11 protein-coding genes are annotated in these 16,266 nt (G+C 43.5%); 6 read left to right on the forward strand and 5 right to left on the reverse strand.

Features of this window, described 5'->3' with window-relative positions:
• Positions 1-9 precede the first annotated feature (9 nt).
• From relA to H8A87_RS12180, 5 genes are all read left to right on the forward strand, one after another.
• Positions 10-2,247 carry a GTP diphosphokinase gene (gene relA, locus H8A87_RS12160; RefSeq protein ID WP_198690217.1) on the forward strand — a complete coding sequence of 746 codons (2,238 nt, stop codon included), beginning with the start codon at positions 10-12 and terminating at the stop codon, positions 2,245-2,247.
• A 7-nt stretch (positions 2,248-2,254) separates the two neighbouring features.
• Positions 2,255-3,049 (forward strand): nucleoside triphosphate pyrophosphohydrolase, encoded by a 795-nt coding sequence (gene mazG / locus H8A87_RS12165; protein ID WP_198690218.1) that lies wholly within the window; start codon positions 2,255-2,257, stop codon positions 3,047-3,049.
• A gap of 267 nt (positions 3,050-3,316) precedes the next feature.
• Positions 3,317-4,954 carry a glutamine hydrolyzing CTP synthase gene (gene pyrG / locus H8A87_RS12170; RefSeq protein ID WP_198690219.1) on the forward strand — a complete coding sequence of 546 codons (1,638 nt, stop codon included), beginning with the start codon at positions 3,317-3,319 and terminating at the stop codon, positions 4,952-4,954.
• 87 nt (positions 4,955-5,041) lie between these two features.
• A complete protein-coding gene (eno, locus tag H8A87_RS12175; RefSeq protein WP_198690220.1) occupies positions 5,042-6,343 on the forward strand; it encodes a phosphopyruvate hydratase in 1,302 nt (433 codons plus the stop codon).
• 352 nt (positions 6,344-6,695) lie between these two features.
• A complete protein-coding gene (locus H8A87_RS12180; RefSeq protein WP_198690221.1) occupies positions 6,696-8,081 on the forward strand; it encodes a DASS family sodium-coupled anion symporter in 1,386 nt (461 codons plus the stop codon).
• Positions 8,082-8,186: 105 nt separating this feature from the next.
• On the opposite strand, the gene H8A87_RS12185 is transcribed toward H8A87_RS12180, so the two are convergent.
• The 3 genes from H8A87_RS12185 to H8A87_RS12195 form a co-directional block, all read right to left on the reverse strand.
• Positions 8,187-9,671, reverse strand: coding sequence for an aldehyde dehydrogenase family protein (locus H8A87_RS12185; RefSeq protein WP_198690222.1), 1,485 nt, complete (start codon positions 9,669-9,671; stop codon positions 8,187-8,189).
• Positions 9,672-10,040: 369 nt separating this feature from the next.
• Entirely contained in the window at positions 10,041-11,354 is a 1,314-nt protein-coding gene (locus H8A87_RS12190) for a dicarboxylate/amino acid:cation symporter (RefSeq protein WP_198690223.1), read from the reverse strand.
• 390 nt (positions 11,355-11,744) lie between these two features.
• Complete coding sequence (locus H8A87_RS12195; RefSeq protein ID WP_198690224.1) at positions 11,745-12,881, reverse strand: ABC transporter substrate-binding protein; 1,137 nt, start codon at positions 12,879-12,881, stop codon at positions 11,745-11,747.
• Positions 12,882-13,500: 619 nt separating this feature from the next.
• Here H8A87_RS12195 and H8A87_RS12200 point away from each other — a divergent pair.
• Entirely contained in the window at positions 13,501-13,848 is a 348-nt protein-coding gene (locus H8A87_RS12200) for a DUF6694 family lipoprotein (protein WP_198690225.1), read from the forward strand.
• Positions 13,849-13,932: 84 nt separating this feature from the next.
• On the opposite strand, the gene H8A87_RS12205 is transcribed toward H8A87_RS12200, so the two are convergent.
• Entirely contained in the window at positions 13,933-14,442 is a 510-nt protein-coding gene (locus H8A87_RS12205; protein ID WP_198690226.1) for a SprT family zinc-dependent metalloprotease, read from the reverse strand.
• A 140-nt stretch (positions 14,443-14,582) separates the two neighbouring features.
• Positions 14,583-15,737, reverse strand: a complete 1,155-nt coding sequence (metK, locus tag H8A87_RS12210) for a methionine adenosyltransferase (RefSeq protein ID WP_198690227.1) — start codon at positions 15,735-15,737, stop codon at positions 14,583-14,585.
• Positions 15,738-16,266 lie beyond the last annotated feature (529 nt).

A 16,266-nucleotide genomic window follows, 5' to 3' on the forward strand; every position in this document is an offset into this window, starting at 1 on the left:
GGAGAAATTATGGTTGCGGTAAGAAGTGCGCATCTCACACCGGCAGGTGAATTTGCTGTCGATAAGTGGATCGCGAGTTTAAACATCACTAGCCCTCAATCCAGTGAGAAATTGGCCGAAACATGGCGTTACTGTCACGAAAAAGTCCAAGATCACCCCGATGCGGAACTGTTGCTGTGGCGCGGTGTGGAAATGGTGGAGATTCTATCCACATTGAGCATGGATAATGACAGTATGCGAGCTGCGCTGCTCTTTCCCATCCTTAATGCCAAGCTGCTTGATAGCGAAACAGTGACAGAAACATTTGGCGAAGCCATCACGAATCTGGTGAATGGCGTGCTGGAAATGGATGCCATTCGCCAATTGAAAGCGACTCATACCGATTCGATTTGCTCAGTACAGGTGGATAATGTTCGCCGGATGCTGTTGGCGATGGTGGAAGATTTTCGCTGTGTGATTATTAAACTGGCGGAACGCATCGCTCATTTGCGGGAGGTGAAAGATGCCAGTGAAGATGAGCGAGTGCTGGCGGCCAAAGAGTGTTCCAATATCTACGCTCCTCTCGCCAATCGACTGGGGATTGGGCAGTTAAAATGGGAGCTGGAGGATTTCTGCTTCCGTTACCTGCATCCCGATGAGTATAAGAAAATTGCCAAACTGCTGCATGAGCGCCGGATTGATCGTGAACAATATATCGAGAAATTCGTGACAACCCTGCGTAAATACATGTTGAAAGAGGGGGTCCGCGGAGAAATATACGGGCGCCCTAAACATATTTACAGCATCTGGCGCAAAATGCAGAAGAAATCCCTCTCCTTTGATGAGCTGTTTGACGTGCGTGCAGTGCGGATTGTCGTCGAGCGGTTGCAGGATTGCTATGCAGCGTTGGGGATAGTGCATACTCACCATCGTCATTTGCCCGATGAATTTGACGATTACGTTGCCAACCCGAAACCAAACGGCTATCAGTCAATTCATACTGTCGTCTTGGGGCCAAATGGTAAAACCCTTGAAATCCAGATCCGTACCCGTCAGATGCATGATGATTCTGAACTTGGGGTGGCAGCCCATTGGAAATACAAAGAAGGTACTGCGATTGGTGGCGGCAAATCTGGCAGTTATGAAAGTCGCATTACATGGTTGCGTAAATTGATCACATGGCAGGAAGAGATGTCGGATACCGGCGAAATGCTGGATGAAGTGCGCAGTCAGGTGTTTGATGATCGTGTTTATGTCTTTACACCAAAAGGGGATGTCATTGACCTGCCAACCGGCTCCACGCCGCTGGATTTTGCCTATCATATCCACAGTGATGTTGGGCATCGCTGCATTGGGGCGAAAATTGGTGGGCGCATCGTGCCGTTTAGCTATCAGCTCCAGATGGGTGATCAGATCGAAATTATTACCCAGAAGCAACCTAATCCAAGTCGCGACTGGCTGAATCCTAACCTTGGCTATGTGACTACCAGCCGTGGCCGCGCGAAAATCCACAACTGGTTCCGTAAGCAGGATCGAGACAAGAACATCATTGCTGGCCGCCAAATGCTGGATAATGAGCTGGCACACTTGGGGATAACGGTCAAGGAAGCAGAGAAAGAACTGATTGCCCGTTATAACGTCCATTCGTTGGAAGAAGTGCTGGCGGGCATTGGCGTCGGTGATATCCGCATCCACCAGTTAGTGAATTTCCTGCAAAGCAAATTCAACAAAACCACGGCGGAAGAAGAGGATCGCGAAGCGCTTCGCAATCTGGAAAACAAAACCTATACACCGCGCAGCATAACCAAAGATAATGGTCGCATCGTCGTAGAAGGCGTTGGCAACTTAATGCATCACATTGCCCGTTGCTGCCAGCCCATCCCCGGTGATGAGATCATTGGATTCATCACCCGTGGGCGTGGGATCTCCATCCATCGCGCTGATTGTGACCAGCTGGTGGAATTGGAAGCCAGTTCACCGGAGCGGATCGTTGATGCGGTATGGGGAGAAAGCTACTCCAGTGGTTATTCACTTGTGGTACGGGTGCTTGCCAATGACCGCAGTGGATTATTGCGTGATATTACGACCATCCTCGCCAATGAAAAAGTCAATGTGCTGGGCGTCAGCAGCCGCAGTGATGTTAAGCAGCAGCTTGCCACCATTGACATGAACATTGAGATTTATAACCTACAAGTGCTCGGGCGGGTATTGGCAAAGCTCAATCAGCTGCCTGATGTGATTGAAGCCAGACGTTTACACGGTAATTGATTAAAACATGGATAAGATGAAACCTACCTCCATTGAACGACTCAAGGGGATTATGGCGCAATTGCGCCATCCCCAGAATGGCTGTCCGTGGGACAAAGTACAAACCTCTGCCACGATTGCGCCTTACACGCTGGAAGAAACCTATGAAGTGCTCGATGCGATTGAGCGCAATGATGCCAACGCCCTGAAAGAAGAATTGGGGGATTTGCTATTTCATATTGTATTTTATGCGCAGATGGCCCAAGAACAGCATCAGTTTGATTTCGACGATATCTGTGAGTCTGTATGCGCCAAACTAGAGCGTCGCCATCCCCATATCTTCAACCAACACGCGGGGATCAGCAGCGAAAAAGCGATAGGAAGCTGGGAACAGCGTAAAACCGCTGAAAGGGCAGAAAAAGATCAGCATTCCGTGCTGGATGATATTCCCACCAGCCAGCCGGCACTGATGAAAGCCTATAAAATCCAGAAGCGCTGTGCTTCGGTTGGTTTTGATTGGGATACACTTGGCCTTGTGCTGGATAAAGTCTACGAAGAAATTGACGAAGTGATGGACGAAGCACAGCAGGCGGTAGTTGATGAAACCAGACTGGAAGAAGAGCTGGGCGATCTGCTGTTTTCGGTCGTTAATTTATCTCGCCATTTGGGGCATAAACCAGAGATGGCACTACAAAAAGCCTGTCATAAATTTGAAAATCGTTTCCGCAACGTCGAAAAACGGATCCTCGACAAAGGCTCGTCACTGGAAACTGCTACCCTGGATGAGATGGAAGAAATGTGGCAACGGGTTAAAAAGCAGTAGTCATAGGACAGAAATCACGGCAAATAGCGTAAAAATAGCGAAAAGGACGTCGCATGAATGGCTGAATAACCTGAATCGGGTGAAAAAAAATCACACTAATAACTTGCTGAATTTAAAGAGAAAGAAGTGCAAACATTTCGCTGTGCTACTGATTATGTGGCACTTTAACCTGTTTAGATGGTTTGTAGCGAAATTAAGGTTAGGGTATACTGCTTTCCCGTCCTGTTATATTCATCATCCTTTTAAACCTAAACTTTCAGGTTCAGCATGAAAACTAATTATATTTTTGTGACCGGCGGGGTTGTATCCTCTCTGGGTAAAGGCATTGCCGCAGCCTCTTTGGCGGCTATACTCGAAGCCCGTGGACTCAATGTCACCATTATGAAACTGGACCCGTACATCAACGTCGATCCAGGTACAATGAGCCCAACCCAACACGGGGAAGTTTTCGTAACCGAAGACGGCGCTGAAACTGATCTCGATTTAGGTCATTACGAACGTTTCATCCGAACCAAAATGACACGCCGCAATAACTTCACGACTGGCCGTGTCTATTCTGAAGTGCTGCGTAAAGAACGTCGTGGCGATTATCTGGGCGCCACCATTCAGGTTATCCCTCACATCACCAATGAAATCAAAGACCGCATTATCCGTGGTGCAGAAGGTCATGATGTTGTGCTGGTGGAAATAGGTGGGACTGTCGGTGATATCGAATCTTTGCCGTTCCTCGAAGCTATTCGTCAGATGGCGGTAGAAGTAGGTCGCGAAAACACTCTGTTCATGCACCTGACTTTGGTGCCTTATATGGCCGCAGCGGGCGAAGTGAAAACTAAGCCGACCCAGCATTCCGTGAAAGAATTATTGTCCATTGGTATTCAGCCGGATGTGTTGATCTGCCGTTCAGATCGTATCGTCCCAGCCAATGAGCGTGCAAAAATTGCGCTTTTCTGTAACGTACCAGAGAAAGCGGTTATCTCTTTAAAAGATGTTGATTCCATTTATAAAATCCCAGCCCTCTTGAAATCTCAGGGCTTAGATGATTATATTTGTAAACGATTCAGCATCGAATGCCCAGAAGCTAATCTGTCCGAATGGGAACAGGTCATTTATGAAGAAGCCAATCCATCGGGTGAAGTTACCATTGGGATGGTGGGCAAATACGTTGAATTGCCAGATGCTTATAAATCAGTGATTGAAGCATTGAAACATGGCGGGCTGAAAAAACGTCTGACTGTCAATATCAAGCTGATCGATTCACAAGACGTCGAAACCCGTGGTGTTGACGTGCTGAAAAATCTGGATGCGATTCTGGTGCCCGGTGGCTTCGGTGGTCGTGGCATCGAAGGCAAGATCATGACGGCACGTTATGCCCGTGAGAACAAAGTTCCATATTTGGGAATTTGTCTGGGTATGCAGGTTGCTCTGATTGAATTTTCTCGTAACGTTGCGGGTCTGGCAGGGGCTAACTCCACTGAATTCGAGCCTGAATGTAAGTTACCGGTTGTTGGTCTGATCACTGAATGGCGTGATGAGAACGGTAACGTAGAAGTACGCAGCGAAGAGAGTGATCTCGGCGGAACGATGCGCGTTGGTGGCCAGCTGTGCCACCTGACTGAAGACAGTCTGGTGCGTGAACTTTATGGCCAGAGTGACATCATTGAGCGTCATCGCCATCGTTATGAAGTGAACAATTTGTTGCTGAAACGCATTGAAGATGCGGGTTTGCGTGTTGCTGGCCGTTCAAGCGACAATAAACTGGTGGAAATCATTGAGAACCCAGCGCACCCGTGGTTCGTGGCGTGTCAGTTCCACCCAGAATTCACTTCAACGCCTCGCGATGGTCATCCGTTATTTGCAGGCTTTGTTGAAGCCGCAGGCAAATATCAGAAAGGCCAGTTGAAATAAGATATGGGGCAATGGATTGGTTTTAAATTAAATATTTTTTAGTGTCAATCTGTTGCCCGGAATTTAACTTGTACTGAGGAAAACCTAATGTCCAAAATCGTTAAAGTGCTTGGCCGTGAAATCATCGACTCCCGTGGTAACCCAACCGTAGAAGCAGAAGTACATCTGGAAGGGGGTTTTGTCGGTCTGGCTGCTGCGCCATCAGGTGCATCAACAGGTTCTCGCGAAGCTCTGGAACTGCGTGATGGCGATAAATCCCGCTTCATGGGGAAAGGTGTACTGAAAGCTCTCTCTGCGGTCAACGGCCCAATCGCACAGGTTCTGGCTGGTCAGGATGCGAAAGATCAGGCTAACATCGACAAGATCATGATCGAGCTGGATGGTACTGAAAACAAATCTAACTTCGGTGCTAACGCGATTTTGGCCGTTTCCCTCGCGAACGCCAAAGCAGCGGCAGCAGCGAAAGGCATGCCTCTGTATGAGCACATCGCTGAACTGAATGGCACTCCGGGTAAATTCTCCATGCCTCTGCCAATGATGAACATCATCAACGGTGGTGAGCACGCTGATAATAACGTAGATATTCAAGAATTCATGATCCAGCCAGTTGGCGCAAGCACACTGAAAGAAGCTGTACGCATGGGCGCTGAAGTATTCCACAATCTGGCAAAAGTGCTGAAAGCAAAAGGCATGAACACTGCGGTAGGTGATGAAGGTGGCTATGCGCCAAACCTGGAATCCAACGCAGCAGCGCTGGCCGCAATCAAAGAAGCTGTTGAAAAATCGGGTTACGTACTAGGTAAAGACATTACTCTGGCGATGGACTGCGCAGCTTCCGAATTCTATAACGAAGAAACGGGTCACTATGAACTGAAAGGTGAAGGTAAAACTTTCACCTCTCAGGAATTCACCCATTATCTGGAAGGCCTGACCAAAGAGTTCCCAATCGTTTCCATCGAAGATGGCCTGAACGAATCTGATTGGGATGGTTTTGCTTACCAGACTAAAGTGCTGGGCGACAAAATCCAGTTGGTTGGTGACGATCTGTTCGTAACCAACACCAAGATCCTGAAAGAAGGTATCGAAAAAGGTATCGCAAACTCCATCCTGATCAAATTCAACCAGATCGGTTCTCTGACTGAAACTCTGGCTGCAATCAAGATGGCAAAAGATGCCGGTTATACTGCGGTCATCTCTCACCGTTCTGGTGAAACAGAAGACGCTACTATTGCTGACTTGGCAGTGGGTACAGCGGCGGGTCAAATCAAAACGGGTTCTATGAGCCGTTCTGACCGTGTTGCTAAATACAACCAGCTGATCCGTATTGAAGAAGCACTGGGTAACCGTGCGTCTTTCAACGGTCTGAAAGAAGTGAAGGGTCAGGCATAATTGTCGGCTGCTTACCCTAAGAGATAAATATTTTTTATGTTTTGGCGAAAGAGAGTGTTCTCTTTCGCCTTTTTAGCAAAAGAAAATTTCATTTACAATGGTTATTATTCATACTGTTACGATATGAAAGTGTGATATAATAACAGAAATAAAGTTCACTTTTCGAACAATCATTCAGTAATTAGACAAATCCCGCGCGATAGATCCCAAAATCACACAACTCGTATTTTCTTCCTTGTTGATACTCCTTATTATTTCACATGTAATGTAATTCTTTAACATTTATGGCAATGATTCATTAATTATTCTTTTTACATTACGGAGTTATGTTTCATTGTTTTATGGAGTCTTAATGGACGCTTCTGAATCTTTAACCCCAGCGGTTGGGCCTACCCCCTCAAATAAAAGAGGCCTAATTATTCTCGCGCTGGACATTATCTTGCTTGTCATGCTGCTTAAGTTTTTGCCTTATGGAGAAAAAGCAAATGCAGGCTTGGCATTGATGGCATTTGTTGGTGTGTTGTGGCTTACGGAAGCCATTCACGTCACGATTACTGCACTGTGTATTCCAATTCTGGCTGTTGGCATGGGGTTGATGAATACCGGTGACGCGTTGAAATCTTTTGCAAACCCGATAATCTTTTTGTTCTTTGGGGGTTTTGCTCTGGCAACGGCGCTACATATCCAAGGTCTGGACAGATTGATAGCCAACCGTCTGCTGATGATTGCCCGTGGACGTTTATCGGTGGCGGTATTGTTGATATTTGGTATTACTGCACTGCTTTCCATGTGGATCAGCAATACTGCGACCGCCGCGATGATGCTCCCACTAATTCTTGGTATTCTGGCGAATCTGGATGTCCGCTCTGAACGTAATACATTTGTATTTGTACTGTTGGGAGTGGCATATAGTGCCAGTATTGGTGGATTAGGGACGTTGGTCGGTAGCCCACCCAATGCCATCGCCGCTGCGCAATTGGGCATGGATTTCATCACATGGATGAAATATGGCGTGCCAATGGTGATCATTCTATTGCCTGTCATGGTTGTACTGATGTACATCATGTTGCGTCCAAACCTGAACCACAAATTTGATCTGGAACTGGAACAGTTGGAATGGAATGGTAAGCGTGTTATTGCCATGAGCATTTTCCTGCTGACGGTTGTGTGCTGGATTTTCAGTTCATTGATCAGCGACGCCCTTGGCGGTGTGAAAGATCTGGATACGATCATTGCGGTGAGCGCGGCTATTCTGATTGGTATCACTGGTGTATCAACATGGTCTCAGATTCAGAACAACACCGAATGGGGCGTGTTGATGCTGTTCGGTGGTGGTCTGACACTGAGTGCTGTCTTGAAAAACTCCGGTGCCAGTGAAGTGATGGCGAATGGTATGGCAGCAACTTTCGGTGCAAGCCACTGGTTTGTCATCATCGTTGCGATTGCTGCATTTATTATCTTCCTGACAGAATTTACCAGTAATACGGCCAGTGCAGCATTACTTGTGCCGATTTTCGCCACGGTTGCAGAAGCATTGGGCATGCCAGTTATGGTCTTGACCATGATTATTGGTATCGGTGCATCCTGTGCATTTATGTTGCCTGTAGCAACACCACCTAACGCGATTGTTTACAGCTCCGGTTATATCAAGCAAGTGGAAATGGTCAGAGTGGGCATGGTGCTGAATGTGGCATGTATTGCCATTATTTCTGCAATTGCCTGGTTCTTCTGGCTGTAGTTTCTTCTAGTTGTAATGAATCTTAATGACTAAATAAGCCATGATCAAAATCGCCACCGTTGCAGGTGGCGATTATTCTTGAACCCATTCTTCTTTTCTAATCCATTAGTCTTCTTTAGTACTGATATAGATATTTTTCACTTCGGTGTAAGCATCCAGCATCATCTTGTGAGTTTCACGCCCAAGCCCTGATTTCTTATAGCCACCGAAAGGAGCATGGGCGGGCAGCTCGTGATAAGTATTAATCCACATACGCCCAGTTCTTACTGCCTTAGCAACTCGCAGGGCACGGTTAATATCTTGCGTCCATACGGCACCCGCCAGACCATATTCGGAATCATTGGCCATTGCGACGACTTCATCTTCGTTGCTGAATGGAATGACACATAGCACCGGCCCAAAAATTTCTTCCTGTGCAACCCGCATATTATTGGTCACATTGGTGAGGATAGTCGGTTGGATAAAGAAGCCATCATCATATCCTTCACCCGTTATGCGTTTTCCGCCTGTCAGAATGGTAGCCCCTTCTTGTTTTGCAAGGTCGATGTAACCCAAAATGGTATTCATCTGTTCCTCACTGACTTGGCTGCCCATTTCGGTTTCTACCAACATGGGATCACCCACTTTGGCTGATTCAAATACTGTTTTCAGTGATGCCAGGAATTCGTCATGAATATCTTTATGCAGGAACAGGCGGGCGCCGGATTCACAGGCTTGCCCTTGATTCAGCAAAATGGCGTTGGCGGCATATTTAATCGCCTTTTTCATATTGGCATCAGGGAAGACAATATTGGCAGATTTACCACCCAGTTCCAGTGTGGCGGGAATCAGCCTTTTCGCTGCGGCTGCGGCAACGTTGTAACCAACTTCTGTTGAACCGGTAAAGGCTACCTTGTCAATGCCTTCATGATCGAGGATCGCCTGACCGACAACTGAGCCACGCCCCGTGACAATATTGACAACGCCCGGTGGCAAAACTTGATTCATGATGCGGCCCAATTCAAGCAGAGTGATTGGAGTCAGGCTTGCAGGATTGATGATAATAGTATTACCGGCGGCAAGAGCAGGGGCGAGTTTCCACGCAGCCATCAACAGCGGGAAGTTCCATGGAATTATCTGTCCGATCACGCCAATTGGCTCTCTGATCACCAAGCTAAGTGTATCGTTATCGATAACATCGCTAGCATCAGAATGAGCACGGATAACCCCTGCAAAATAGCGGAAGTGATCAACGGAGAAAGGAATATCAAAATGACGGCATAAGGCCTGAGTCTTACCACCATCTAATGTTTCAAGGGCAATAAAGCGCTCTGCTTCTGACTCCAGCAGATCGGCAATTTTCAGTAACAGAGATTGCCTTTCTGCGGCGGAAGTTTTGCTCCATGCTGGCAGGGCTTTTTGAGCAGCCTTGACGGCAAGCTCGATATCTTCGGCATTACCCGCTGCATATTCTGTCAGCAATTCACCCGTTGCCGGGTTATAGCTTTTCAGCGTATTTTTCGAAACACTATCGACCCACTCACCGTTAATCAACATCTTATAAGATTTAGCGGGCAATAATTCTTTGGCAATATCATGTGGCTTTTTCATTATATTCTCCGGGTACTTTGGTTTCTTTGTATCTTAGGACATATGTTCCGAAGTGATTATCGGGTTAATTCTTAATTTTCTATCAGAATTGAATTGAAATATAAAATATCTGTATCAATAAATGATAGATATAAAATTTAACTATTTGTTAAACAGTAAGGCAGTAAAAAAGAGGGATTAACTTAATCAAGCGCCATAAATATATTTTCAGTAATATTTTTGAACTACTGTTACTCTTTGTGATTGTTTCTATTATTAAATGTTGGGGATGAAATGATTGACTAGTAATAGTTGAAAGCCATCCGTATATTTGATGGCTTTGGGGATGAATTATAGAGAGTTTTATTTACTCTCTATAGGAATGATATTTTATTCATTTGATGATGAAGTTGATGTTTTTTCTACTGAACTTCGGATATCTCCATTTAATGCCTGATGCATTTTTTCTTTATCCAACGCATTTTCCCAGCGAGCAACAACAATACTGGCACAAGCATTACCAACTAAATTGGTCAAGGCACGACATTCAGACATAAATCTATCAATGCCTAAAATAAGAGCCATACCGGCTACCGGTATACTGGGAACAACAGATAAAGTAGCGGCTAGCGTAATAAAGCCTGCACCAGTTACCCCGGCCGCCCCTTTTGAACTTACCATTGCAACTAATAATAACGATATTTGCTCGGTAATACTCAGATCAATTCCGGTTGCTTGAGCAATAAATAACGCGGCCATCGTCATATAAATGTTAGTGCCATCAAGATTAAATGAATAACCGGTTGGAATAACCAAGCCAACAACCGATTTCTCACAACCCGCATTTTCCATTTTTTTCATCAGACTGGGTAAAGCGGCTTCAGAAGATGATGTTCCCAAGACTAACCAGAGTTCATCTTTAATGTATTTAATTAACTGAATGATGGAGAAACCATTATATCTGGCAACCGCACCCAGAACAATAAGCACAAAGAGCAATGATGTAATGTAAAAAGTGACAATTAACATCATTAAATTTCCAATCGATGAAATACCATATTTACCAATGGTAAAGGCCATGGCACCAAATGCACCAATAGGCGCCAATTTCATCAACAAACTTACCATTTTAAAAACAGGATCAGATAAGTGTTGTAAAAATACTAATATAGGTTCACCTTTCTTTCCTATTGCTGCTAAAGAGAGACCGAAAATAATAGAGACAAATAGGACTTGGAGAATATTGCCATTCACCAGTGGGCTAACAACGGTCTCCGGTATGATATTCATGAGAAAACCGACAATGGAGGATTCGTGGGCCTTCTCCACATAACCGATAATTTTGCTACTATCTAACGATTCAGGCGAGATATTCAGTCCATCGCCAGGGCGAATGATATTGGCGACTACTAAACCAATGACTAAAGCAAGTGTTGAAAATGTTAAAAAATACAACATCGATTTTCCTACGACATTGCCAACCGCTTTCATGTTATTCATTCCTGCTATCCCAGTGACTACCGTCAGAAAGATCACAGGAGCAATGATCATTTTCACAATTTTAATGAAAGCATCACCTAATGGTTTTAATGATTCACCAATATCGGGATAAAAATGACCAAGAGTTATACCCAGTAAGATTGCAAAGATGACTTGAACATAGAGTATCTGATATAAAGATTTTTTTTTGGGGAGATTAGGCATAGAGATTCCTGTATTTAATGTATTTATTTACCATATCATCATTACTTGTTATGATTTTTTTCAACGTATTATTAATTCATGACAAAAATGTTTTGTATTGCTTTTATTCCTATTGTTTTTTATTTCAGGGAGAGATATTCCTCGTTTTTTAATGCGTTATATCCTTTATCTTTCAACTTGTTGCTTTTATGTGATTACTCAGTATAAAACGGTATTATCTTTTACTTTTATAGTCCTAATCTGAATCTGACTGAGTGTCTTTAAATAATAAGAAAATAGATGAGAAAAATTTTTATTTCGTGAATTGGAAAACACTTTTGGGATAGACATGTCATCTATTTAAGGAAAGTGCCCACTCGAAAAACGAGTGGGTTTGGTTGAGAGGCGAAATTATTTTGCCGTTATCCAGAAAACACCACTGCCATCAAGTGCCGTAAATGTTTTATGGGCGTAAATATTATCTGCCTGAGGATCAATATCCTTGAAGAGGTCGGGATGCAGCCATTTGGCAATGGCTTCTACAGCAATGATATTGAATGGTGTGTCATAATATTGATGATAGATCGCCATGACGCGTTTTTCGTGATATGAGTTCAGGACTTTCAGTTTGGGGCGTAAAAGCAATTTTTGAAACCGTTTCTCTGAAGTCGCCTGATCCCCTGTATAACCCAATGGAACAGATTGGCTGTTTGAGTGAACGGTATCCCAATCTGCCGCTGTCATCAGATAATTATCGGGATTGCTAGCCAGTAACTGCTCCTCATTAATTTTACCGCCCATGCCTGAAAACCATTTGCTGCCCATATTATCGCCACCCGCAGCAGCAACAAACTCTCCGAAATTATTGGTGGCAAAGGTGTTGCAGCAATCTTCAGCACCTAACATACCTGCATGGCGTTCAATAAAAACGCTGGGGATCTGTTCGGGAAGTAATGTAGCAATACGCTTGTTAATCATGGACAGGCGATTTTCATAAAATTGAATAAATTTATTGGCATTTTCTTCCTGTTTAAATACTTTTCCTAGCAGTTTCATACTGGGTACAGTATTGGACAGAGGATATTGGCGGAAGTCGATGAAAATGACGGGAATACCTATCTTTTCCAATAAGTTAATTGTATTGCTGCTATCCAGTTTAGGCTTCAAACCAATATCGAAAATAACCAGATCAGGTTGATAAGTCATGGCTTTTTCAATGTTGAAATCACTTGTGTAGGGATTAGGAAAGACAGGAATTTTTCTTAACTGAGGGAATTTCTTTTCATAGGCTGTGGCGAGATCAGGTGCTTTTCTCTCTAGCGCATTATCCCACGCCACAATGCCTTTCAGTGGTTCCGAAGGATGCAGAATATTCAGGGCAATAACCACTCGACTATCTGCGAGCATGGCTCGTTCAACGGGGGTATTGACCGTTACTTCTCGTCCAGAGATATCTTTGACTGTAATTTTTTCTGCCTGAGAAGATATCGGTAATAATATTAATAACACTGATAGAAAATATTTGATGGAGTAATGAATAGCAGACATCGCTTCTCCTTTTATGAATTAATTTATAACATACGGCGGATTCAAATTTCTTTCTTATCATCGAAAATTGTCTTTTTAGGATCATAAGCTGTCAAGGTGGGAATGCCGAGGCGTTTGATATGATTTCATTTAAAAATAGATGATAATGGTTATTATTAAAATTAATCAACTGTTTTTACACTTTTGCTGAGAAAAAATCCCCATTGATATTTTTTTATGTTAATAACAAGGTGTTAAATGGTTTTTTGTGATCTTTTTAACAGCCTTAGAGTTTTGGCGCAATTGATTATTAAAATTGTTTATAGATCACAAGGTAATAATAACTTTATAAAATATATTTATCGGAAGGAGTAGGGGGGGATAAAGGTGACTTAATAAAAAAGTAGGAGCCCAATGTTGAAATTTTTCAATATTGCAGTCAATAAATTAGGCAATTACGTTAACTGATTTATGTTTATGTTTGCAAACAAGATTCAAAACCATGCATACTTTAATGCCGGAAGATAATCAATAAATAAATTATAAATATCCCCAATTTAATAATAAAAATTATTATTAAAACGACTTGTTTGTCCTTATTCTGCTACTATTACCTTATCGGTAATAGGTGGGATTGGTCATGAAAAAATTGTTAGTCGTTTGTTTATTGGGGTTTGTATTGGTTGGGTGTGATAATCAACTCAAAATTGATGGTACAAATGAAATTGCTGTAAAAACATCCATTGAAAAAATCAGAGATACTTTATCAGAAGACAAAAAATTACAATTTGATGATTCATTGAATGTTACCATGATCAATAGTATCGACTTTGACGATTTGTTGAAGGATAACAAGAATGGAAATATCAAATATGGGGATATACAAAAGTTGGAACAACGATTTTTTCAATCCCTTCATGGAAAAACAGCCGATCAGGTCATTGAAGAAGCAGACAACATTAAAGCGGCCAGCTTGATTGGCAGATGAATGCATTACGTCACTCACTCGTACTGATATTGATGCGGATTTCTTAAACAAGGTGCCCTGTGATTGAAGGGCATTTTGTTGTCTTTACTCAATTTGCTCCAACAGTATCAATTTTTCTCCACATTGCCGGCAAATATAGCAACTTTTTCCTCTGAGGATTTTATTGTGTTGCCTTATTGTCAATTCATGTTGCCGGCAGCGGCAGCAATAAGTAAATATTTTATTGCGGACAGAATGTACAGAGAACTGATGTGTTCGGTTGGCTGGCACTTTAAGCACTGTTTCCATAATAAAACGCCACTCTTTCCCGTGTGGAGCAACCTTACCGAATTGATGATAAGCCAATAAATGCGCCAGTTCATGAGGAAGGACTTCATCAATGAATGCTTGCTGATTTTCGATCAACAAAACCGGATTCAGGCGGATTTCCCAACCTTGCAGCCGGGCACTGCCCGCAATTGTGCCTCGTTGCCGATAGGTTACGTTAGGTTCAGGAAAGGTTTCTTGCAGAAAATGACTTGCCTGCACCAATTTTTGCCGCATGGTACGCATAACAGCTTGCTGTAAGGAGAGGGGAACTCTGACGGATTTCATTACGGCTGCATACTGTATTTTTAATATCTCACTGATTTTTTAATATTTAATTGATAGTAGATATTTAATATTTTGATAAATAGTCGATAAAGCACAAGAAACCCGCAGAATATTTGCGGGCTTCATAGATTAGCAAAGGATTATTTCAATCCTGCTGCTGAACGCAGAATTTCTGCTTTATCTGTTGCTTCCCACGGGAATTGCTCACGACCAAAATGACCGTATGCCGCAGTATTGCGATAGATTGGGTGCAGCAGATCCAACATTTTAATCAGGCCGTAAGGGCGCAGATCAAAGAACTCACGCACTAATTGGATCAGTGTTGAAGTTGGGGCTTTCTCTGTACCGAATGTTTCCACCATGATAGATGTTGGTTCAGCAACACCGATGGCATAAGAGACTTGGATTTCACAGCGATCAGCCAGACCTGCTGCAACGATGTTTTTGGCGACGTAACGTGCTGCATAGGCAGCAGAACGGTCAACTTTGGAGGGATCTTTACCTGAGAATGCCCCGCCACCGTGACGCGCCATACCACCGTAGGTATCTACAATGATCTTACGGCCAGTCAGACCACAGTCACCCATTGGGCCACCGATCACGAAACGACCTGTTGGGTTAATGAAATATTTGGTCATCGGAGTAAGCCATTCAGCCGGCAGTACAGGCTTGATGATTTCATCCATCACGGCTTCTTGCAGCGCTTTTTGATCGATTTCTTCGGAATGCTGAGTCGAAAGCACAACGGCATCAATACCAACAATTTTGCCGTTATCGTACTGGAATGTTACCTGACTTTTCGCATCAGGGCGTAACCACGGCAGGATATGGTTTTTACGGACTTCAGCCTGACGTTCAACCAAACGGTGTGCATAAGTGATAGGTGCCGGCATTAGAACATCAGTTTCATTGGTTGCATAACCAAACATCAAGCCCTGATCACCTGCGCCTTGCTCCAGTGGATCCGCTCGATCAACCCCCTGATTGATATCCGGAGATTGTTTACCAATCGCACTGATTACTGCGCATGAGTTGGCATCAAAGCCCATATCTGAGCTGGTATAGCCGATTTCACGAACTGTATGGCGAGTAATTTCTTCAATATCAACCCAAGCGCTGGTAGTGATTTCTCCACCAACCATGACCATGCCAGTTTTAACATACGTTTCACAGGCAACACGAGCCTTGGGATCTTGCTCTAAGATTGCATCAAGGACGGCATCGGAAATTTGATCGGCAATTTTATCTGGATGTCCTTCTGAAACAGACTCAGAAGTGAAAAGATGTGTAGTCATTATATTTCATTACCTTAAATATAATTTTGGTTTAAAGGCGGATGGGTTAAGGGAGGATGTTTTACCATCTAGACGGCTATTTTAAGTTACTCTTGCTAAGGATACCAGCCTTTTTAGTTCTAAATATCCTTCACTGTGTGACATTTTAGTTTCCCTTCTAAAAAGGATGAAGGGAGTAAGCTCATTTAGCTAAATTTCATTTTGCAATTTTGATGGATTACAGGTATAAACTGCGCGCGTAACTGAATCAGTTTTTGCATTGTAAGTTTTTTACATTCTAGGTTACGGGCGTTTGCAGGGGATATGCGTGTTTCCTGCTTCTCAATTGAGAAACGGCTTGCGGTAAGTAAGCCATGTGGAGTGAATGGGGTTATGAACCATTATCTGCTGATTGTTAACGGCCAACAGCCACATTATGCCATTGATGTATCCACATCTTGTTCCTTCCTTTCAAATTTGAATTCATTTCGATGTTACTCGTAGCATATAAGCAAGCAGGCAATATCGAATTGGCATCATATAATCACAC

It is taken from the genome of Xenorhabdus lircayensis (assembly GCF_016306625.1).
GTDB lineage: Bacteria > Pseudomonadota > Gammaproteobacteria > Enterobacterales > Enterobacteriaceae > Xenorhabdus > Xenorhabdus lircayensis.

What these genes read in the sequence shown, in the direction of transcription:
- relA (WP_198690217.1), top strand. Translation starts at nt 10, where the DNA reads ATGGTTGCGGTAAGAAGTGCGCATCTCACACCGGCAGGTGAATTTGCT.
- mazG (WP_198690218.1), top strand. Translation starts at nt 2,255, where the DNA reads ATGGATAAGATGAAACCTACCTCCATTGAACGACTCAAGGGGATTATG.
- pyrG (WP_198690219.1), top strand. Translation starts at nt 3,317, where the DNA reads ATGAAAACTAATTATATTTTTGTGACCGGCGGGGTTGTATCCTCTCTG.
- eno (WP_198690220.1), top strand. Translation starts at nt 5,042, where the DNA reads ATGTCCAAAATCGTTAAAGTGCTTGGCCGTGAAATCATCGACTCCCGT.
- H8A87_RS12180 (WP_198690221.1), top strand. Translation starts at nt 6,696, where the DNA reads ATGGACGCTTCTGAATCTTTAACCCCAGCGGTTGGGCCTACCCCCTCA.
- H8A87_RS12185 (WP_198690222.1), bottom strand. Translation starts at nt 9,671, where the DNA reads ATGAAAAAGCCACATGATATTGCCAAAGAATTATTGCCCGCTAAATCT.
- H8A87_RS12190 (WP_198690223.1), bottom strand. Translation starts at nt 11,354, where the DNA reads ATGCCTAATCTCCCCAAAAAAAAATCTTTATATCAGATACTCTATGTT.
- H8A87_RS12195 (WP_198690224.1), bottom strand. Translation starts at nt 12,881, where the DNA reads ATGTCTGCTATTCATTACTCCATCAAATATTTTCTATCAGTGTTATTA.
- H8A87_RS12200 (WP_198690225.1), top strand. Translation starts at nt 13,501, where the DNA reads ATGAAAAAATTGTTAGTCGTTTGTTTATTGGGGTTTGTATTGGTTGGG.
- H8A87_RS12205 (WP_198690226.1), bottom strand. Translation starts at nt 14,442, where the DNA reads ATGAAATCCGTCAGAGTTCCCCTCTCCTTACAGCAAGCTGTTATGCGT.
- metK (WP_198690227.1), bottom strand. Translation starts at nt 15,737, where the DNA reads ATGACTACACATCTTTTCACTTCTGAGTCTGTTTCAGAAGGACATCCA.